This window comes from Glycomyces sp. MUSA5-2, from assembly GCF_037034145.1.
GTDB classification, from domain to species: Bacteria; Actinomycetota; Actinomycetes; order Mycobacteriales; family Micromonosporaceae; genus Glycomyces; species Glycomyces artemisiae.
Map to the genome: position 1 here is coordinate 85,923 of NZ_JBAGKG010000013.1, position 19,096 is coordinate 105,018.

A 19,096-nucleotide genomic window follows, 5' to 3' on the forward strand; every position below is an offset into this window, starting at 1 on the left:
AGGGGGTGCCGTGAACGACACCACCTTACCGGTGCAGCGCAGGGCGTGAGGACTCCGGAGCGGGGAGTCGCCTAGTGCTCGAAGAGCCCCAGTGCGAGATCGGCGAGCCGGGCAGGGTCGTCGGCGCCGCACAGCTCGCGCGCCGAGTGCATCGACAGGATCGGCAGGCCCACGTCCACAGTGAGGATGCCGAGCTGGGTACCGGAGATCGGGCCGATGGTGGTCCCGCCGGGGATCGAGTTGCGGTTGACGTAGTACTGCCACGGGATGCCGGCGCGCTCGGCGGCGCGGCGGAACAGCGCCTCCTCTTCGGCGCCGCTCGCGTACCGCTGGTTGGCGCTGACCTTGATCATCGGGCCGCCGCCCGCGACGGGCCGGTGGCCGGGCTCGTGCTTCTCGGGGTAGTTCGGGTGGATCGAGTTGCCGGTGTCGGAGGACATCATCGCGGAGGACGCGATCGCCTGCGCGTACCGCTCGTAGTCCCCGGCGAGGACGCGCCGGAGCACCGACTCCAGGAACGGGCTCTGCGCGCCGGAGTAGGTCATCGACCCGATCTCCTCGTAGTTGAACGCGGCGAGCACCGGCAGGTGCGACCCGGTGTCCTCGGCGGCGATGAGCGCGGCGACCCCGGCGTGGACGCTGGTGAGGTTGTCGAGCCGCCAGGCCGCGAACAGCTCCCGGTCCTTGCCCAGGTAGCCGGGCGCGTCGAGGGCGACGGTGAACAGGTCGTGGCCGATCACGTCGTCGGGGTCCACCCCGGCCTCGCCCGCGATGAACTCCAGGAACTCGCCTTCGCGCGGCTGCCCGAGGCCCCAGATCGGGGTGAGCTGGCCCTGCGGGTCGAGGGCGCGGCCCTCGTTGACGCCGCGGTCGAGGTGGATCGCCAGGCGCGGGATGCGCAGCAGCGCCCGGTCGACGTCCACGAGCACCTCGCTGCCATCGCGCAGGACCAGGCGGCCCGCGACGCCCAGGTCCCGGTCGAGCCACGTCTGGTGCGGCACGCCGCCGTAGACCTCCACGGCGACCTGCTTCCAGCCCGCCGCGCCCGTGTCGGGCTTCGGCTTGACCTTGAACGCGGGGGTGTCGGTGTGGGCGCCGAAGATGCGGAACCCGTCGAAGTCGGCTCCTGTGACGCGCCACGCGATGATCGAGCCGTCGCGCACGGTGTAGTACCCGCCGGGCTCCTCCAGCGGCCACTCCCCGGTCTCGGCGAGCCGCCGGAACCCGGCCGCCTCCAGCCGCCGGCCCGCCTCGGCGCACGCGTGGTACGGCGTGGGGCTCGCCTTGATGAACGCGGCGAGGTCGTCGGTGTGCGACCGGTCGAAGCGGGCCATGGTGCTCCTCCTGGGCTCATTCGCGCCGCCGCGGGGGCCGATGCGGTGGCGGGTGGCTGGTGCGGCTGTCAGCATAGAGCCATGCGTGCTCTGAGACTTGGCAGACGGGTGTTCGATGACGGCGATTACGCGGTGATGGCGATCGTCAACCGCACTCCCGACTCGTTCTACGACGCCGGGCGGACCTTCGCGTTCGACGCGGCCGTCGCGGCCGTCGACAACGCGGTCGCGAACGGCGCCGACATCGTCGACATCGGCGGCGTCAAGGCCGGGGACATCGGGCCGGAGGTCACGCCCGCCGAGGAGATCGAGCGGGTCGTGCCGCTCATCGCGGCCGTCCACGACCGCCACCCCGAGCTGGTCATCTCGGTCGACACCTGGCGCGGCGAGGTCGCCCGCGAGGCGGTCGCCGCGGGGGCCGAGCTCATCAACGACACGTGGGCGGGCTGGGACCCGACGGTGATCGAGGCCGCCTCGGACACCGGCGCGGGGCTCGTCGTCTCCCACACCGGCGGGCTCGCGCCGCGCACGATCGCCGAGAAGGCCGTCTACGGCGACGTCGTCAAGGAGGTCCGCGGCGAGCTCGTGGAGCGCGCGGAGGCCGCCGTCGCCGCGGGCGTGCGCGCCGACGGCATCCTCATCGACCCGACCCACGACTTCGGCAAGACCACGTACCACTCGCTCGACCTGACCCGCCGCCTCGACGAGCTGGCCGAAACCGGCTGGCCGGTGCTGGTCGCCCTGTCCCGCAAGGACTTCGTGGGGGAAACCCTCGACCTGCCGGTGGACCGGCGCCTGAACGGCACGCTCGCGGCGACCGCGATCTCCGCGTGGAACGGGGCGCGGGTCTTCCGCGCGCACGACGTGGCCGCGACCCGCGAGGTCCTCGACATGGTCGCCTCCATCAAGGGCGACCGGCCGCCGAAGGCCCCGCTGCGGAGCCTCTGATCGTCGCGCGTCGCCGCCCGCTCGGCTACGGGCGCGCCTGAGCCGAGCGGGACTGCTGCATGTGCGCCACGGCCTCGTCGAGGTCGTCGGTGACCAGCAGCAGGTCCAGGTCCTTCGGGCTGATCTTGCCGTCGCCGAGCATCGAGGCGCGCAGCCACTCGACGAGCCCGCCCCAGTAGTCGGTGCCGATCAGGGCGATCGGGAACTTGCCGACCTTGCCCGTCTGCTCCAGGGTGAGCGCCTCGAACAGCTCGTCCATGGTCCCGAAGCCGCCCGGGAGGGCGCAGAACCCGCACGAGTACTTCAGGAACATGACCTTGCGGACGAAGAAGTACTTGAAGTCCAGCTCGATGTCCACGAACTCGTTGATGCCCTGCTCGAACGGCAGCTCGATGCCCAGGCCCACGGACTTGACGCCCGCGTCGTAGGCGCCGCGGTTCGCGGCCTCCATCGCGCCGGGGCCGCCGCCGGTGATGACCGAGAACCCGGCCTCGCCGAGCTTGCGGCCCAGGTCCACGCCGAGCTTGTACTCCTCGGAGTCGACCACGGTGCGCGCGGAGCCGTAGACGCAGACGGCGTCGCCGAGGTCGGCGGCTTCGAGCACGTCGAAGCCCTCCACGAACTCGGCCTGGAACTTCATGACCCGCCAGGCGGCGCGCTGCTTCCACTCCTCGCTGTGTTCGAGGTCCAGCAGCCGCTGGTCGTCGGTGATTCGCCTGTCCGAAGTCATGGTGCCTCCACATACGCCCGCAGCGCGTCCGCGCAGGCGCGGATGCGGGGGATCTCGACGCGTTCGTCCTGCTTGTGGGCGAGGTTCGGGTCGCCCGGCCCGAAGTTCACCGCGGGGACGCCGAGGGTCGCGAACCGCGCCACGTCGGTCCAGCCGAGCTTGGCGCGGAACTCCCCGCCCGCCGCGGCCACGAACTCGGCGGCCTCGGGCCGGTCCAGGCCCGGGCGGCACGACGGTGCCGAGTCCACGAGCTCGACCTCCAGCCCCGCGAACACTTCGCGCACATGCGCTTCGGCGGCGGCCTCGTCGCGGTCGGGTGCGAAGCGGTAGTTGACCTCCACCCAGCCCTCGTCGGGGATGACGTTCCCGGCGACGCCGCCGCCGATGAACACCGCGTTCAGTCCCTCGCGGTACGTGCAGCCGTCCACGTCGACCTCGCGCGCCTCGTAGGCGCTCAGCCGCTCCAGGACCGGCGCGAGCCGGTGGATCGCGTTCTCGCCCTTCCAGGACCGCGCCGAGTGGGCCCGCTTCCCGCGGGTCTTCACGCGCGCCCGCATGGTCCCCTGGCACCCGGCCTCGACCAGGCCGTACGTGGGCTCCAGGAGGATCGCGAAGTCCGCGGCCAGCAGCTCCGGCCGCGACTTCGACAGCTTGTTGAGGCCGTTGTGCACCGCCTCGATCTCCTCGCAGTCGTAGAACGCGAAGCTCAGGTCGAACTTCGGCTCCGCCACCGTCGCCGCGATCCACAGCGCGAGCGCGGTGCCCGACTTCATGTCCGAGGTGCCGAGCCCCCACATCACGTCCCCTTCGGTGCGCGTGGGGAAGTTGTCGTTGACCGGGACGGTGTCGAGGTGCCCGGCGAGCATGACCCTGCGGTCCCGACCCAGCTCGGTGCGGGCCACGAGGGTGTTCCCGACCCGCTCCACCGTCAAGTGGCCCAACCGCTTGAGGGCCGCCTCCACCGCGTCGCAGATCGCGGCCTCGTCGCGCGAGACGGACGGGATGTCGCACAGGGCCCGCGTCAGCGCGACCGGGTCGGCGAGGACTGCCTCACTCAAAACTGTCATGGCGCCTCGTAGGGATCGATCGAGAGACTCATTTCACTCTTTTCCAAGGACTGATGATGGCATCGGCGGATCGAGGGTGTCACACCCCGCGTTCATCCTTGTACTCGTGGGCACGTTTCTGCGATACACCTTCCGCGTCTACCCGACGGTGCCGCAGCGCCGCAGTGCGGCTCGAACGTTCGGGTGTGTCCGAGTCGTGTTCAACGACGTGATCGCAGCCCGTGAGCGCGCTCGCGCCGAAGGACTACCCTACCCGCGAAGTGCGCAGTTGCAGCGGCAGCTCATCACCGAGGCGAAGCGCACCCGGGAACGCGCGTGGCTCGCCGAAGTCTCCGTCGTCGCGCTCCAGCAGTCCGTCCGGGACGCCGACACGGCCTACAAAAACTTCTTCGAATCCCGGAGCGGCAAGCGGCCGGGACGACCGGTGGGGCCGCCCAGGTCGAAGCGGCGGTCGCACCGGCAGACCGCGCGATTCACCCGGCGCGGGTTCACCTTGAAGCAGAACGGCAAGGTGCACCTCGCCGGAATCGGGGAGGTCAAGGTCGCCTGGTCCCGTCGGCTTCCCGCCCTTCCTTCGAGCGCCACGCTGATCAAAGAGGCGTCAGGCAAGTACTTCGTCTCCTTCGTGGTCTCCGTGGAAGAGGACCAGACCCTGCCGCCCGTGCACGACGAGACCGGAATCGACATGGGTCTGAAGTCGTTCGCCGTGCTGCGCGGTGGCAACGTGATCGACAATCCAAGGTTCTTCAAGCGAATGGAGCGCAAGCTGGCGAAGGCGCAGCGCGCTCTCGCACGAAAGGATCAGGGGTCCAAGAACCGAGCCAAGGCCCGGCTCCGGGTCGCGCAGATCCACGAGTCAATCGCGAATCGGCGCCGTGACTTCCTGGAACAGGCCGCCCGACGGATCATCGCTGAGAACCAAAGCGTGTTCGTCGAGTCGTTGTCCGTCGCCGGATTGTCGCGAAGCTCCGCTGCGAAGGGGATTCACGATGTCGCATGGGGGAAGTTCCTGCGGTCGCTGGAGGCGAAGTGCGCCAGGTACGGACGAGATTTCGTCGCAATCGACCGCTGGTTCCCTTCCACCCGTCTGTGTTCGGCTTGCGGGTCGCTTGCCGGTCCTCATGGGCGGCAAGGTCTCCAGGTCCGCAAGTGGGTCTGCGCCTGCGGCGCCGCGCACGACCGGGATGCGAACGCCGAGATCAATATCCGCCGGGAGGGCCGTCGCCTCCTGGAGGAGCGCAAGCAGCTCGCCGAGGGGCGAAGTAGTTCCGAGTCCGGAGCGAAATCGGAGAGCCGAAACGACTGTGGAGGGTACGAGGACCCGTATCTGAGCGGCGACGCTCAGTCGGGGAGACCCGGCATCTGTTCAGGTGCCGGGCGCGGCCCGAGAAACCCGCTGAAAGGCGGACAGGAAGCAGTAACCACCACTCCCGCGAGGAAAGTGGGCCTCCGCAAGGAGGGAAACCGTGTCAGGGATGACAGGGTGGACGCCAAATCCGCAGACGATACCCGGCGCGTGGATAGGCTCTGAGGATGAGTGAATTCCTGACTGACGCAGCCTGGGGAGTCGGCGTGGCCACGGTCGCCCCCGACGGCACGGTCCTCGACGTGTGGTTCACCCGCCTCGGGCTCGGCGAGGCCCCGACCGGCGTGGCCGCCCCCGAGATCGACCGGGAGAACCCGACCGGGACCCGCTCGAAGGGCGTGTCGGTGCTCGTCAAGTCCCTCGCCGAGGAGCCGGTGGACACCGCCGACGTGTACCTGCGCCTCCACCTCCTCTCGCACCGCTTCGTCACCCCGCACACCATCGACCTCTCGGGCATCTTCGGGCTCCTCCCGAACAACGCCTGGACGAACCACGGCCCCGTCCCCGCCGACGCGGTGAACGCCGCGCGCCTGAAGCTGCGCGGCGAGGGGCAGACCCTCGAAGTGAAGTCCCTCGACAAGTTCCCGCCGATGGCCGACTACGTGACCCCGGTCGGCGTGCGCATCGCCGACGCCTCCCGGGTGCGCCTGGGCGCGCACCTCGCCGAGGGCACCACGGTCATGCACGAGGGCTTCGTGAACTTCAACGCCGGGACGCTCGGCAACTCGATGGTCGAGGGCCGCATCTCCGCGGGCGTCGTGGTCGGCGACGGCTCCGACATCGGCGGCGGCTCCTCGATCATGGGGACGCTCTCGGGCGGCGGCAAGGAGGTCATCTCGATCGGCGAGCGCTGCCTCCTCGGTGCGAACGCCGGCATCGGGATCTCCTTGGGCGACAACTGCGTCGTGGCCGCGGGCTGCTACGTCACCGCCGGTTCCAAGGTCACGCTGCCGGACGGGACCGTGGTCAAGGCCGCGACCCTCTCCGGCAAGGACAACCTCCAGTTCTGGACGAACACCCAGACCGGCGTCCTCGAAGTGCGCCCGCGCACGGGCACGTGGGGCGAGCTGAACGCCGCCCTGCACAGCGCGCAGTAGGCCCGGGTGCGCCGCACGTAGTACCTGGGTACCGCCCCTCATGCCTGAGCATGAGGGGCTTTTTCGTTCTTCGGACCGACGCGCGGGCCTGCGGATTCGCATAGCGTTGCCCGCATGGACTATGTCGGAGAATTCGGCGGCGCGAATCCCACCGCCTCAGGCTTCGTCGTCACGACGACGGAGAACGTCCCGGGCTACGAGGTCCTGGAGGCCCACGGCGAGGTCTTCGGGCTCACGGTGCGCTCGCGGAACATGTTCTCCGACATCGGCTCGGGCTTCAAGTCGATCCTCGGCGGCGAGCTGAAGGGCCTCTCGAAGGCCCTCGCCGCCTCGCGCGAGGAGGCCCTCACCCGCATGGTCGACCAGGCGAAGTCCTTGGGCGCCAACGGTGTCGTCATGATGCGCTTCGACGTCTCGGACGCTCGCGACATGGGCACCGAGGTCTGCGCCTACGGCACGGCCGTCACGGTCCGCAAGCTTTCTTAAGGAAACCGGGAGATAGGAAGCGGCGGCGCCGATCCGCGAGGACCGGTGCCGCCGCCCCGTTCGTTCCGGGTCCTAGACCACGCTCAGCCCGAGGGGCTTGCCCGCCAAGGACACCTTGCGGACCGCGAGCTGGTCGGCGATGGCGCGGATCGCGCGGGACGCCTCGCAGTCGGGGTCGGAGAGCACGAGCGGAATGCCCGCGTCGCCGCCTTCGCGGAGCTTCGGGTCCAGCGGGATCTGGCCGAGCAGCGGCACGTCGGTGCCCACGTCGCGGGTGAGCGCCTCGGCGACGGTCTTGCCGCCGCCGGAGCCGAACGGCTCGATGTGGGAGCCGTCGGGCAGCTCCATCCACGACATGTTCTCGACGACGCCCGCGAGCTTCTGGTGGGTCTGCGTCACGATCGCGCCCGCGCGCTCGGCGACCTCCGCGGCGGCCTGCTGCGGGGTGGTCACGACCACGAGTTCGGCGGTCGGCAGGAGCTGCGCCACCGAGATGGCGATGTCGCCGGTCCCGGGCGGCAGGTCGAGCAGGAGCACGTCGAGGTCGCCCCAGTAGACGTCGGCGAGGAACTGCTGGAGCGCGCGGTGCAGCATCGGGCCGCGCCACACGACCGCGGTGTTCCCGGGCGTGAACATGCCGATCGAGATGACCTTCATGCCGTGCGCCTGCGGGGGCATGATCATGTCCTCGACCTGCGTCGGGGCACCCTCGACGCCGAGCATCCGCGGGATCGAGTGCCCGTAGATGTCCGCGTCGGCGACGCCCACCGACAGGCCCTTGGCCGCGAGCGCGGCGGCGAGGTTCACGGTCATCGACGACTTGCCGACGCCGCCCTTGCCGGAGGCGATCGCGAACACGCGGGTGCGGGACTCGGGCAGGTTGAACGGGATGACCGGCTCGGCGCCGGCCTTGCCGCGCAGCTTCACCTGGAGGTCGGCGCGCTGCTGCTCGCTCATGACGCCGAATTCGAGTTCGAGCTCGGTGACGCCGTCCACGCCGTCGACGGCGGCGGCGATGTCGCGCTGGAGCGTGTCGCGCATGGGGCAGCCCGCGACGGTGAGGAGGATGGTCAGCGACAGGCGCCCGCCTTCGACCGCGACGGTGTCGACCATCCCCAGCTCGGTGATCGGACGGCGGATCTCGGGGTCGTTGACGTGCGAGAGCGCTTCGTGTACGGCCTCGACGACGGCGGCGTTGTCAGACATGACCCAATCGTAACCACGTGCCCGCAGGCGCCAATGTGAGCGTAGCCTTACCGCCCGCTCGTCACCCGGTGCGAGCTATAAGTGCTTCATGCTTCCGTTCGCGATCTACGACGTCTTCTCCGACCGCCCGTACGCGGGCAACCAGCTCGCCGTCGTCTACGACGGCCAGGACCTCTCCACGAACCAGATGCAGGCCGTGGCCAAGGAATTCGGCTTCTCCGAGACCGTGTTCGTGCTCCCCGCAACCGATCCCGGCGCCGACTACCTCGCCCGCATCTTCACCCCTGCGGAGGAGCTGCCGTTCGCCGGGCACCCCACGATCGGCGCCGCGGTCGCCGTCACGGCGGCCGGGCGGGTCGCGCCGAAGGACGGCCGGGTCGTCCAGGAGTGCGGCGCGGGCCTCATGACCGTCGCCGTCGACGGGGACGCGGCGAAGCTCACGTCGACCGCGATCGCCGTGGGCCCCGAGATCGACCGCGACACCGCCGCGGCGGCGCTCGGCCTGCACCCCGACCGGATCGTCGGCACCCCGAAGAACGCCAGCGCCGGGCTCGACCACAACTTCGTGCGGGTCGCCGAGAGCGACGTGGCCGCGGCGGTCGACGTGCCGGGGCACCTCGACAAGGTGTACGTGTTCAGCTTCGACGCCGACCACGCCGCCGTCCACGCGCGGCTGTTCCACGTGGGCGTGGGGGAGGACCCGGCGACGGGTTCGGCCGCGGTGGCGCTGGGCGTGCACCTGGTGGACGTCGGCCTGATCGAGGGGGACGGCGTGCACGCGTACGAGATCGCGCAGGGCGCGGAGGTCGGGCGGCCGTCGTCGCTGTACGGCGAGGTGGTCGTGGAGGGCGGCGTCGCGGTGTCGGTCTCGGTGTCCGGTTCGGCGGTCAAGACCGCCGAGGGAAACCTGGTCGTGCTGCCGGAGTAGGCCGGTCGCGGCGCGGCTAGGGCGCGCTGACGTAGTCCGTGGTCCCGTACCGCTCGGCCGTCAGGCCCTTGGGCCAGGGGGCCGAGCGGAGGCCGCCGTCCCAGATGCGGCGCGGCCAGCCGCCTTTGCGCAGCAGCGCGGCGACGAAGCGCTCGGGGTCGGGCTGGTTCGCCCACACGGACGGCAGGAACGTGGCGCGGTGTCCGTCGAGGTCCTTGAGCACGAGGCCGTCGACGCCGGGGCGCAGGCCGTCGAGGAGCGTCGGGAAGTCCTGGGCCGCAAGCGGTTCGGACGGGGACAGGACGGAGACCTTGACGGTGAGCCCGGAGACCTCGTCGGCCGCGACGGCGGGCAGGCGCGGGTCCTTCGCGGCGAGGCGCGCGTTGCGGACCACGTCGAATCCCAAGGGCCGCACGGCGATAAGCGTGCCGATGCAGCCGCGGAGCACGCCGTCGCGATCCAAAGTGACGAACGTCGCGGCCCGCTCGCCGAGTGCGGTCGGTGCGTCGGCGAGCAGTTCGGCCGCGCCGGGCGGGCGCGGGCCGAAGGAGGTCGCGACCGCGCTGCGCGCCAGCGCCGTCAGGACCGGGCCAAGGTTCGGCTCCATGCCCCGATGGTCCCACGCCGCGGGAGGCGCCCGTGCCGACCCCGGTGGTACGCCCTGATGGTGGCGGTTTCGCGCTGTTCGGCCCGGCGGTGGTGCGTTTGGTCGGGGCCCCGTGAGACACTGCCCGCATGACTGAACCGCGACCGAGCCGCGACGCTTTCGAAGACGGCCTCGCCGAGGTGATCGACCTGCCTTCCGCGGGTCAGGGCCCGTTGACGGAGCTCGGGCGGCTCCAGCAGCTCGATTCGCTCGCAGGGAAGATCGCGCTGGTCACCGGTGCCGGTGCGCCCGACGGGATTGGGATGGCGATCGCGACGCGGCTGCGCCTGGCGGGCGCGACGGTCGCGATCGTGTCGACGACGAAGCGGATCCACGAGCGGGCGGGGGAGATCGACGCGGTCGGCTTCGTCGCGGACCTGACCGACGAGGCGGAGGTCGGGGGCCTGGCCGACGCCGTCGTGGACGCGGTCGGCGAGGTGGACATCGTGATCAACAACGCGGGGCTGACGTCGAAGTCGGACCCGGCGGTCGTGAAGCCCGTCGCCCAGCTGTCCTATGAGGACTGGCGCTCGGAGCTGTCGCGGAACCTCGACACGGCGTTCCTGGTATCGCGGGCGTTCGTGCAGCCCATGGCCGAGCGCGGCTGGGGCCGCATCGTGAACGTCGCCGCCACCGCGGGCGTCGTCAACGCCGTCCCCGCCGAGGCCGCCTACGCGGCCGCGAAGGCCGGGGTCACGGGCCTGACGAAGGCCCTCGCCACCGAGGTGGTCGCCGACGGCGTCACCGTCAACGCCATCGCGCCGGGCCTGGTCCGCACCGGCTCGTCCACCGTGCCCGAGCTCCAGCAGGGCCTCGACGGCCCGATGGGCCGTCCGGGAACCCCCGAGGAGGTCGCTGCCGCGGCCGTGTTCTTCTGCGCGCCTTCGGCCTCGTACGTCACCGGGCAGACGCTCGTGGTCGACGGGGGCCGGTCCCTGCGGGTCTGACGCAGGCCGCCTGCCGTTTCGACGCCGGAGCGCCCCGCCCGGTTCCACATCGTCCGGATCGCCACATTCGGCGCTTTGCGCGCAACTCCGGTCGCGCCGCGCTCGTTACCCTTGCGTGATCACATCGACGGCAACCACGACAGACACCCAGGGGGCGCTCATGGACGAGGCGTTCGGCGAGACCGGAAGAGAGGCCCGCGGGCGCACGGTCACCGGGCTCGTCCTGCTCGTCGGCGGGCTCGTCGGCCTCGCGGCCGCGTTCGACCTCACCTATGAGCGGATCGCCTCGCTCATCGACCCGAACCACCAGATCTCGTGCAACTTCAACCCGGTGCTGTCGTGCGGCACCGTCATGAACACGTGGCAGGCGTCGGTGTTCGGGTTCCCGAACCCGCTCATCGGGCTCGCGGCGTTCCCGCTCGTGGTCTTCATGGGGGTCCTGTGGCTCTCCAAGACCGAGCTGCCGCGGTGGATCGCGCTGTCGTTCAACCTCGGCACGCTCGCCGGGATCGGCTTCGTGTCCTGGCTGATCTTCCAGTCGGTGTACCAGATCGGGGTCCTGTGCCCGTGGTGCATGGCCGTGTGGGCGGTGGTCCTGCCGATCTTCTGGTTCACCACGGTCCGCAACCTCCGCACCGGCGCGATCCCGGTGTCCGCGGACTGGCGCGACGCCGTCGACGACGTCCTGCGCTTCCACTGGATCGGCCTGGCCCTGCTGTACGTCGCCGTCATCGGCATCGTCGGCACCGGCTTCTGGGACTACTGGTCCACCCTGCTGTAGACGAGGCGGCAGACGAGCGGAAAGGCCCGGGCTCCCACCCGGGCCCTTCCCATGTCCCCTAAGCGATCCGCAGCCCGATCGGCTCCAGCCAGCCGCCCTCGGACAGGTACTCCAGGACCTGCTCCACGCCCTCGCCGACGGTGATCTCGCTCGTGTCGATCTCCAGCTCCGCGTGCGGCGGCGGCTCGTACGGGTCCGACACGCCCGTGAACTCCGGGATCTGGCCCGCGCGCGCCTTCGCGTACAGGCCCTTGCGGTCCCGCGCCTCGCACACCTCGATCGGCGTCGAGACGTGCACGAGCACGAAGTCCGCGCCCGCCGCCTCGGCCATGCGCCGGGCCTCGGCCCGGTCCGCCTCATAGGGCGCGATCGGCGCGGCCATGCCGATGCCGCCGTGCCGCGCCACCTCGGCCGCGACGAACCCGATGCGGCGCACGTTCACCGACCGGTCCGCGCGCGTGAACCCGAGCCCCGACGACAGGAGCCGGCGCACCACGTCGCCGTCGAACAGCGACACCGTGCGCGTCCCGTCCTCCAGCAGCGCCTCGTGGACGCCCCGCGAGATCGTCGACTTCCCTGAGCCCGACAGGCCCGTGAAGAACAGCACCAGGCCGCGCTGGCGCCGCGGCGGGCGGGCCTTGCGCAGCTCCGCGGCCACGCTCGGCGGCGTGTGCCACTCCGGGAGCCCGAAGCCCCGGTCGAGCATGTCCGCGATCTCGGCCTCGCTCAGCGCGGTGCGCCGGAACGGCGGCTCGATGTCCTCGATCGGCCGCCACTGGCCGTCCCGCGTGTCGTACGCCAGCTCGCGCGGCACCATCGACCGGACGCCGTCGCCCCCGCCGAGCCCGTCGGGCCCGGTCATCAGGTGCGTCGCCCCGTACGCGGCCGCCACCTTCGCCGTCAGCAGGCCGTCGCGGAGCCGGTCGCCGCGCTTCGACAGCGGCACCGTCAGCACCGTCGCCGTCGGCAGCCGGTCCTTCGCGGCGAGCACCGACCGCACCAGCGCCGCCGTCGGCAGCCGCAGTTCCCGGCCGCCGTTCGTCTCGTCGCCGGTCGGGATCATCACCAGCACGTGCGCCGCGAGGTTGTGGGCCGCGCGCGCCAGCTGCGCGAGCTGCGGCCGGTGCAGCGGCCGGTCCGCCACCAGCGCCAGCACCCGCGGCTTCGTGTACGTCGTGCGCGCCTGCTCGGGCGTCGCCCGCAGGCCCGTGAACACCCCGTGCGCCGCGTCCGCGATCCGCCGCACCGGGCCGCCGACCCGCACCATGTCCGGCCCGAGCGCGTCCAGGCTGTGGCACTCGACCGCGGCGACCGGCGCCCCCTCCGGGTCGGTGATGCGAAGCACACGCCGCTTCGGGTCCGGGTTGTCGAGCAGCCGCGCGATGGCGACCGGCACGTCCAGGGTCACCGGCACCGGCCACGCCGTCCCGTCGGGAAGCATCCCCGTCGTGGTCACCGACCGCGCCTCGGCCTCGCCCATGAACCCGCGCAGCGGCGCGTACGCGCCGTACAGCAGCAGCTCCAGGTCGGCCAGCTCGTGCGGGAGCGGGGTGTGGCTCGGCGCCTCGGCGAGGATCTCGTCGGGCAGTACCCAGTCAGACATCGGCGGTCGGGGTCCCTTCGCAGCGGAACGATCGGGGCGGCTTCGGTATCGGTCGAACCAGGGTATGCCACGGGTCCGTCACCCGCCTCACCCGCTGCGGCCGGGAACGCACCGGATCGTCCCGCATGGCGGACTGAGAAAGTGGCGCGGCCATTACCGGTAAGTTACGCTGACATCGCTCTCAGAGCACAGCAGTTCACCGCGGACAAGGACGTCGGCGCGAGCGGCCCCTCTTGGGTTTGCCCAGACCAGCAGTGGAGACCTCCCATGGACTACTACGACTCCTCCAGCGGCACCGACGACAAGCAGCTGCGCCGCGACATCCGGCGCCTCGGCAACCTCCTCGGCCAGGCGCTCGTCCGCCAGGAGGGCCCCCAGCTGCTCGAACTCGTCGAGGAGGTGCGCGGCCTCGTCCGCCACCAGCCCGAGAACGTGGCCTCCCGCCTCGCCAAGCTCGACGTCACCGAGGAGGTCGACCTCGCCCGCGCGTTCGCCACCTACTTCCACCTCGCGAACATCACCGAGCAGGTCCACCGCGCCCGCGACATGCGCCGCTCCCGCGCCGAGAACGGCGGCTGGCTCTCCCAGGCCCGCGCCGAGATCACCCTCGAAGACGTCCCCGCCGACCAGATCGCGGCCGCCGCCGAGCGCCTCGAAGTGCGCCCCGTCTTCACCGCCCACCCCACCGAGGCCGCCCGCCGCTCCATCCTCATCAAGCTGCGGAACATCGCCGACCTCCTCGACGCCGAGGCCGCCGAGCGCGCCGTGCTCGGCTCCGCCGACGTCGACGCCGTCAACTCCCGCCTCGCCGAGATCATCGACCTCCTCTGGCAGACCGACGAACTGCGCGTCGAGAAGCCCGAGCCCACCGACGAGGCCCGCAACGCGATCTACTACCTCACCGACCTCTACCGCGACGCCGCCGCCCGCGTCCTCACCGACCTCAACGCCACCCTCACCGACCTCGGCGGCTCCCCCCGCCCCGGCACCGCGCCCCTGCGCTTCGGCACCTGGATCGGCGGCGACCGCGACGGCAACCCCTTCGTCACCCCCGAGGTCACCAAGCAGGTCCTGCTCATGCAGCACGAGCACGGCATCGCCGCCGCCGAAGGCGCCGTCGCCGGGCTCATCAACGAACTCTCGGTATCCCAAGCGGTCCGGCCCGCCTCGCAGGAGCTCCTCGACTCCGTCAACGCCGACCTCGACCGGCTCGGCACCGCGATCCCCGGCCGCTACAAGCGCATCCACGCCGAAGAGCCCTACCGGCTCAAAGCCCGCGCCATCGAGGCGAAGCTCGCCAACACCCGCACCCGCCACGCCGAGGGCCTGCCCCACCGCCCCGGCTTCGACTACGCCGACGGCCGCGAACTCCTCGCCGACCTCCAGGTCATGCGCGACTCCCTCGCCCGCCAGCGCGGCCAGCTCCCCGCCAAGGGCGTCCTCGACCGCGTCATCCGCACCGTCGCCGCGTTCGGCCTCCAGCTCGCCACCATGGACGTGCGCGAGCACTCCGAGGCCCACCACGCCGTCCTCGCCGAGCTCTACGACGCCACCGGCGAACTCGACAAGCCCTACGCCGACCTCACGCCCGAGGAGCGCAGCGACCTCCTCGCCCGCGAACTCTCCGGCCAGCGGCCCCTCGCGCCCGCGAACGTCGAGCTCACCGACGCCAACCGCAAGACCTTCGACGTCTTCCACGCCGTGCGCGACGCCCAGGAGCAGTTCGGCAAGGCCATCGTCGAGTCCTACATCATCTCGATGACCCACGACGCCGGCGACGTCCTCGCCCCCGCGATCCTCGCCCGCGACGCCGGGCTCATCGACGTCGCCCGCGGCCGCGCCGACGTCGGCTTCGTGCCCCTCCTCGAAGAGGTCGAGGAGCTCGCGGGCGCCGACGTCCTCCTCGACCGGCTCCTCAGCCTGCCCGCCTACCGCGCGATCGTCGCCGCCCGCGGCAACGTCCAGGAGGTCATGCTCGGCTACTCCGACTCCAACAAGGACGCCGGGATCACCGCCTCCCAGTGGAACATCCAGGCCGCCCAGCGCCAGCTGCGCGACGTCGCCCACAAGCACGGCGTGCGCCTGCGCCTGTTCCACGGCCGCGGCGGCACCATCGGCCGCGGCGGCGGCCCCACCCACGAGGCGATCCTCGCCCAGCCCTCGGGCACCCTCGACGGCGCCATCAAGATCACCGAGCAGGGCGAGGTCCTCTCCGACAAGTACACGCTCCCGGCGCTGGCCCGCGAGAACCTCGAACTGACCGTGGCCGCGTCGCTGAAGGCGACGCTGCTGCACACCGAGCCGCGCCACCAGCCCGAGGTGCTGGCCCGCTGGTTCGACGTCATGGACCAGACCTCCGAGGCGTCCAAGGCCGCCTACCGGGGCCTGACGGGCCGCGACGGCCTCGCCGAGTACTTCTGGGCCGTGAGCCCCACGGAGCTGCTGGGCGCGCTGAACATCGGCTCGCGCCCGTCGAAGCGCCCGAACACCGACGCGGGGCTCTCGGGCCTGCGCGCGATCCCGTGGGTGTTCGGCTGGACGCAGTCGCGGCAGATCGTCCCCGGCTGGTACGGCGTCGGCTCCGGCCTCGCCGCGGCCCGGGAGGCGGGCCTCGGCGGCGACATCGCCGAGATGTACGAGAAGTGGCACTTCTTCCGCAACTTCGTGTCGAACGTGGAGATGACGCTCGCGAAGACCGACCTGTCGATCGCGGGCCAGTACGTCTCGACGCTCGTGCCCGAGCGGCTGCGCCCGATCTTCGACGCCATCAAGGACGAGCACGCCGCCACGGTGCGCGAGGTCCTCGCGCTCACCGGCGGGGAGCGCCTCCTCGCCTCCAGCCCGCAGCTCGCCCGCACCCTGGAGGTCCGCGACCGCTACCTGGCGCCGCTGCACCACCTCCAGGTGTCGCTGCTCAAGCGCTACCGCTCCGAGGGCGGCGCCGACGGCGACGTGGACCCGCAGCTCAAGCGCGCGCTCCTCATCACCGTCAACGGCATCGCGGCGGGCCTGCGCAACACGGGCTGATCGCCTCCAGCGTCGCAAATCGACCATGGGACCGGGGCCGAGCCCCGGTCCCGTGCTAGTTTCGCGCTTCCACCCGATTCGAAGCGCGGAGACCATGGCGAGAAGCTTGCGAGTGAGCGTCCGGAACGCGAAGTTCCAGCAGTGGGAGACCCTGCTGCGCAACCGGACCAAGCGGCACCGGGCCGGGTCGTTCCTGGTCCAGGGGGTCCGGCCGATCACGCTGGCCGTCGAGCACGGCTGGACCGTGCAGGAGCTGCTGTACGACGCCGACCGGCCGCGCCTCTCGGCGTGGGCCGAAGGGCTCCTCGACGCCCCGCACACCGAGCGCGCCGCCGTCGCCGCCGACCTCATGGCCGAGCTGGGGGACAAGGACGGCGAGGCGCCCGAACTCCTCGCGCAGGTCGCGATCCCCAAGCGCCGCCTCTCGCAGCTCGCGGTGCGCCCCGGCTGGCTCGGGCTCGTCATCGACCGGCCCGCCGGGCCCGGGAACGTCGGCTCGCTCATCCGCTCCGCCGACGCGTTCGGCGCCGACGCGGTCATCGTGACCGGCCGCAACGCCGCCGACCCCTACGACCCCAAGGCCGTGCGCGCCTCCACCGGGTCCCTGTTCGCCGTCCCCGTCGTCAACGCCGCCTCCGCGCACGAGGTCGTCGAATGGGCCGCCAAGCAGGAGCACAAGCCCGCGGTCGTCGGCACCGACGAGCACGGCGAGAAGGCCCTCTCGGAGCACGACCTCACCGGCGCGGTGCTCCTGGTCGTCGGCAACGAGACCGAGGGCATGTCGAAGGCCTGGCACGACCTCGCCGACGCCGTCGCGCGCATCCCCATGTCCCCCAAGGCCGCGTCGTCGCTGAACGCCGCCAACGCGGGCACGGTCGCGCTCTACGAGACCGCCAGGCAGCGCGCCGAGGCCGAGGCGCGCTAGACCGCGCCTTCGAGCGCCTCGGCCTTCGCGTCCTCCGCGAGCTTCTCCTCGTGCTGGGCCGCGGCCTTCGCCCACAGCGCCGCGACCTCGTCGTCGGCGAGCGTCAGGTTGAACCGTCCTCTGAGGAGCGTCGCGAACGCGTCGGCGTCCTCCACGACACGGACGGTCTTGAAGTCGGGCTGGCGCGGGTCGTACACGGTGAGGGTGCGGGCCCGCAGCACCCACATGTCGTCCTCGCGCGGGTTCTGCACCGTCAGGGTCTTCACGAACGGCGACTCCGGCGAGGTCGACAGCTCCCGGCACCGGTCCGCGAACTCCTCGGGACGCCGTGCGGGGAGCCGGAAGTCGAACGTCAGGTTCGAGACGCGCGGGTCGATCGAGCAGCGCCACGTGTCGCCGCCGAGGCTCCACATGCCGAAGTTGAACGCCCCGACCCGGTAGCTGCCGTTGCGGATCGGCAGCGGGTCGCGGAAGCCCGTCCCGATCCCCGCGTCCGCCAGGTACTCCGTGCCGCCGTGCTTCCCCTCGAAGCGCACCACCAGCGGCATGTGGTTCCACCAGTTCTTGTCGCCCTCGGTCTCGCGGGCGACCCCGCCGAGGACCCGGCGCACGTCGAAGCCCATGGCCTCCAAGGCCAGCGCCAGGACCCCGTTGTGCTCGTAGCAGTAGCCCCCGCGCCCGCGCTCCACGAACTTGCGGAACAGCGCGCCGGGGTCGAGGCTGATCGGGCGGCCCAGCTGGATGTCCAGGTTCTCGTACGGCATCGCGGCGACGTGGGCGCGGTGGACCCGCCTGAGCGCGTGCAGGGTCGGGCGACGCGGGGCCGTGACGCCCACGCGTTCGAGGTACGCGGCCAGCATCGCTGAGTCGAACACTCCTCGACCATAGCGCGAACGGCCCCCGGTCGGGCCGATCGTGATAGGACCGGTATGCGAATCCTGTTGCGGCGTCCGGATACTCCTGGGACACCGGGATTGGTGCCGGTGTGGGATAGTGTCGCCAGCTTCTCGACTGCTCACCGCCGCCCTGAGAACACCGCCCTGCACAGCAATGCATTGCCCTGAAGGAGTCCCCCTATGGTCATGGGTCCGACCCACGCCATGTCCGGCGCCGCCTTGTGGCTCGCGGGATCGGCCGTCGCCGACATCGCGTTCGGCATCGACCAGTCCTCCGCGGAACTGGTCGTCGGCACGATCGTCGCCGCCGGCGCCGCGCTCTACCCCGACATCGACTGCGCCGGCAAGGTCACCGAGAACAAAGGCGGGTCCACTGTAGCCCGCTCGTTCGGCGTCGCCTCCCTGATGGTCGCCGAGGTCGTCGAACGGCTCTGCTACTGGTTCTACCTGCTCACCAAATCCAAGAAGGACAAGCCCCGCAAGAACGGCCACCGCACGTTCACGCACACGTTCGTCCACGCCGCCCTCGTCGGCACCGGCACCGGCTACCTCGCGTACTGGTTCGGCAAGCCCGCGGTGGTCGCGATCCTGTTCGTCCTCACCGGTCTCGCCGTGCGCGGCCTGCTCGCCGAGACCGTCGAGAAGAAGGGGTGGATCGTCGTCACCGGCGTCTCCCTCGTCGCCGCCTACGGCATGTTCCGGCTCCTCCCCGAAGGCCGCGACTACTGGATCCTCGGCCTCGCCATGGGGATCGGCTGCTTCATCCACATCCTCGGCGACATGATCACCAAGATGGGCTCGCCCCTGTTCTTCCCCATCCCCATCCAGGGGCGCCGCTGGAAGGACGTCGGCCTGCCCAAGGCCATCGCGCTGCGCGCGGGCGGCAAGGAGGAGAACCGCATCCTCCTGCCGATCCTCACCGTCCTCGTCGTCATCGGCATGCTCTACAACCTGCCGGAGATCCAGGCCCTCATCTTCGACCAGGGCGGCCGCGGCGCCGCGAACTAGCGCTCGAATAATCACCGGCGCCCTTCGGGACGCCGCGAGGTAGACTCGACCGGTCGCCGGAACAGCCCCCCGTCAGGGCTGTCTCCGGCCATCCGTCGTGC

At 71.3% G+C, this 19,096-nt stretch carries 17 protein-coding genes; 10 read left to right on the top strand and 7 right to left on the bottom strand.

Annotated elements, in window-relative coordinates; translation table 11 throughout:
- Positions 1 to 71: 71 nt before the first annotated feature.
- Positions 72 to 1,334 carry a M18 family aminopeptidase gene (locus tag WA640_RS26725; protein WP_335991908.1) on the bottom strand — a complete coding sequence of 421 codons (1,263 nt, stop codon included), beginning with the start codon at positions 1,332 to 1,334 and terminating at the stop codon, positions 72 to 74.
- A gap of 81 nt (positions 1,335 to 1,415) precedes the next feature.
- Here WA640_RS26725 and folP point away from each other — a divergent pair, with 81 nt between their 5' ends.
- Positions 1,416 to 2,282: a dihydropteroate synthase gene (gene folP, locus WA640_RS26730; protein ID WP_106365057.1), complete on the top strand. Its 867-nt coding sequence runs from the start codon at positions 1,416 to 1,418 to the stop codon at positions 2,280 to 2,282.
- A 25-nt stretch (positions 2,283 to 2,307) separates the two neighbouring features.
- Here folP and WA640_RS26735 read toward each other — a convergent pair whose 3' ends face one another.
- Both WA640_RS26735 and dapE read right to left on the bottom strand, forming a co-directional pair.
- The gene (locus WA640_RS26735) at positions 2,308 to 3,012 is read right to left on the bottom strand and encodes a TIGR00730 family Rossman fold protein (protein ID WP_335991909.1); all 705 of its coding nucleotides are present in this window, start codon (positions 3,010 to 3,012) and stop codon (positions 2,308 to 2,310) included.
- Positions 3,009 to 4,079 carry a succinyl-diaminopimelate desuccinylase gene (dapE, locus tag WA640_RS26740; protein ID WP_335991910.1) on the bottom strand — a complete coding sequence of 357 codons (1,071 nt, stop codon included), beginning with the start codon at positions 4,077 to 4,079 and terminating at the stop codon, positions 3,009 to 3,011. Before dapE ends, WA640_RS26735 begins: the two co-directional genes overlap by 4 nt.
- 106 nt (positions 4,080 to 4,185) lie before the next feature.
- Between dapE and WA640_RS26745 the strand changes: the two genes are divergently transcribed.
- From WA640_RS26745 to WA640_RS26755, 3 genes are all read left to right on the top strand, one after another.
- Entirely contained in the window at positions 4,186 to 5,610 is a 1,425-nt protein-coding gene (locus tag WA640_RS26745; protein ID WP_335991911.1) for an RNA-guided endonuclease InsQ/TnpB family protein, read from the top strand.
- 2 nt (positions 5,611 to 5,612) lie between these two features.
- Complete coding sequence (locus WA640_RS26750; protein ID WP_335991912.1) at positions 5,613 to 6,542, top strand: DapH/DapD/GlmU-related protein; 930 nt, start codon at positions 5,613 to 5,615, stop codon at positions 6,540 to 6,542.
- A gap of 114 nt (positions 6,543 to 6,656) precedes the next feature.
- A complete protein-coding gene (locus tag WA640_RS26755; protein WP_335991913.1) occupies positions 6,657 to 7,028 on the top strand; it encodes a YbjQ family protein in 372 nt (123 codons plus the stop codon).
- A gap of 72 nt (positions 7,029 to 7,100) precedes the next feature.
- On the opposite strand, the gene WA640_RS26760 is transcribed toward WA640_RS26755, so the two are convergent.
- On the bottom strand, positions 7,101 to 8,234 hold the full coding sequence (locus WA640_RS26760) for an Mrp/NBP35 family ATP-binding protein (RefSeq protein ID WP_335991914.1): 1,134 nt from the start codon (positions 8,232 to 8,234) through the stop codon (positions 7,101 to 7,103).
- An 88-nt stretch (positions 8,235 to 8,322) separates the two neighbouring features.
- Between WA640_RS26760 and WA640_RS26765 the strand changes: the two genes are divergently transcribed.
- Positions 8,323 to 9,162 (top strand): PhzF family phenazine biosynthesis protein, encoded by an 840-nt coding sequence (locus WA640_RS26765; protein WP_335991915.1) that lies wholly within the window; start codon positions 8,323 to 8,325, stop codon positions 9,160 to 9,162.
- Between the two features lie 16 nt (positions 9,163 to 9,178).
- Here WA640_RS26765 and amrA read toward each other — a convergent pair whose 3' ends face one another.
- Positions 9,179 to 9,769 (bottom strand): AmmeMemoRadiSam system protein A, encoded by a 591-nt coding sequence (gene amrA, locus WA640_RS26770; RefSeq protein WP_335991916.1) that lies wholly within the window; start codon positions 9,767 to 9,769, stop codon positions 9,179 to 9,181.
- Positions 9,770 to 9,897: 128 nt separating this feature from the next.
- On the opposite strand from amrA, the gene WA640_RS26775 reads away from it, so the two are divergent.
- The gene (locus WA640_RS26775) at positions 9,898 to 10,755 is read left to right on the top strand and encodes an SDR family NAD(P)-dependent oxidoreductase (RefSeq protein ID WP_335991917.1); all 858 of its coding nucleotides are present in this window, start codon (positions 9,898 to 9,900) and stop codon (positions 10,753 to 10,755) included.
- Positions 10,756 to 10,870: 115 nt separating this feature from the next.
- Positions 10,871 to 11,536, top strand: a complete 666-nt coding sequence (locus WA640_RS26780; RefSeq protein ID WP_335991918.1) for a vitamin K epoxide reductase family protein — start codon at positions 10,871 to 10,873, stop codon at positions 11,534 to 11,536.
- Positions 11,537 to 11,594: 58 nt separating this feature from the next.
- On the opposite strand, the gene cysC is transcribed toward WA640_RS26780, so the two are convergent.
- Positions 11,595 to 13,139 carry an adenylyl-sulfate kinase gene (gene cysC / locus WA640_RS26785; RefSeq protein WP_106365047.1) on the bottom strand — a complete coding sequence of 515 codons (1,545 nt, stop codon included), beginning with the start codon at positions 13,137 to 13,139 and terminating at the stop codon, positions 11,595 to 11,597.
- Positions 13,140 to 13,406: 267 nt separating this feature from the next.
- On the opposite strand from cysC, the gene ppc reads away from it, so the two are divergent.
- Together ppc and WA640_RS26795 are read left to right on the top strand one after the other, a co-directional pair.
- Positions 13,407 to 16,166: a phosphoenolpyruvate carboxylase gene (gene ppc / locus WA640_RS26790; RefSeq protein WP_335991919.1), complete on the top strand. Its 2,760-nt coding sequence runs from the start codon at positions 13,407 to 13,409 to the stop codon at positions 16,164 to 16,166.
- 94 nt (positions 16,167 to 16,260) lie between these two features.
- Positions 16,261 to 17,091, top strand: coding sequence for a TrmH family RNA methyltransferase (locus WA640_RS26795; protein ID WP_442904840.1), 831 nt, complete (start codon positions 16,261 to 16,263; stop codon positions 17,089 to 17,091).
- Here the strand turns inward: WA640_RS26795 and WA640_RS26800 are convergent.
- Positions 17,088 to 17,966, bottom strand: coding sequence for an arylamine N-acetyltransferase family protein (locus WA640_RS26800; RefSeq protein ID WP_335991921.1), 879 nt, complete (start codon positions 17,964 to 17,966; stop codon positions 17,088 to 17,090). The genes WA640_RS26795 and WA640_RS26800 overlap by 4 nt on opposite strands.
- Positions 17,967 to 18,167: 201 nt before the next feature.
- Here WA640_RS26800 and WA640_RS26805 point away from each other — a divergent pair, with 201 nt between their 5' ends.
- A complete protein-coding gene (locus tag WA640_RS26805) occupies positions 18,168 to 18,995 on the top strand; it encodes a metal-dependent hydrolase (RefSeq protein WP_219926817.1) in 828 nt (275 codons plus the stop codon).
- Positions 18,996 to 19,096: the final 101 nt, after the last annotated feature.

What these genes read in the sequence shown, in the direction of transcription:
- WA640_RS26725 (WP_335991908.1), bottom strand. Translation starts at nt 1,334, where the DNA reads ATGGCCCGCTTCGACCGGTCGCACACCGACGACCTCGCCGCGTTCATC.
- folP (WP_106365057.1), top strand. Translation starts at nt 1,416, where the DNA reads ATGCGTGCTCTGAGACTTGGCAGACGGGTGTTCGATGACGGCGATTAC.
- WA640_RS26735 (WP_335991909.1), bottom strand. Translation starts at nt 3,012, where the DNA reads ATGACTTCGGACAGGCGAATCACCGACGACCAGCGGCTGCTGGACCTC.
- dapE (WP_335991910.1), bottom strand. Translation starts at nt 4,079, where the DNA reads ATGACAGTTTTGAGTGAGGCAGTCCTCGCCGACCCGGTCGCGCTGACG.
- WA640_RS26750 (WP_335991912.1), top strand. Translation starts at nt 5,613, where the DNA reads ATGAGTGAATTCCTGACTGACGCAGCCTGGGGAGTCGGCGTGGCCACG.
- WA640_RS26755 (WP_335991913.1), top strand. Translation starts at nt 6,657, where the DNA reads ATGGACTATGTCGGAGAATTCGGCGGCGCGAATCCCACCGCCTCAGGC.
- WA640_RS26760 (WP_335991914.1), bottom strand. Translation starts at nt 8,234, where the DNA reads ATGTCTGACAACGCCGCCGTCGTCGAGGCCGTACACGAAGCGCTCTCG.
- WA640_RS26765 (WP_335991915.1), top strand. Translation starts at nt 8,323, where the DNA reads ATGCTTCCGTTCGCGATCTACGACGTCTTCTCCGACCGCCCGTACGCG.
- amrA (WP_335991916.1), bottom strand. Translation starts at nt 9,769, where the DNA reads ATGGAGCCGAACCTTGGCCCGGTCCTGACGGCGCTGGCGCGCAGCGCG.
- WA640_RS26775 (WP_335991917.1), top strand. Translation starts at nt 9,898, where the DNA reads ATGACTGAACCGCGACCGAGCCGCGACGCTTTCGAAGACGGCCTCGCC.
- cysC (WP_106365047.1), bottom strand. Translation starts at nt 13,139, where the DNA reads ATGTCTGACTGGGTACTGCCCGACGAGATCCTCGCCGAGGCGCCGAGC.
- ppc (WP_335991919.1), top strand. Translation starts at nt 13,407, where the DNA reads ATGGACTACTACGACTCCTCCAGCGGCACCGACGACAAGCAGCTGCGC.
- WA640_RS26795 (WP_442904840.1), top strand. Translation starts at nt 16,261, where the DNA reads ATGGCGAGAAGCTTGCGAGTGAGCGTCCGGAACGCGAAGTTCCAGCAG.
- WA640_RS26805 (WP_219926817.1), top strand. Translation starts at nt 18,168, where the DNA reads ATGGTCATGGGTCCGACCCACGCCATGTCCGGCGCCGCCTTGTGGCTC.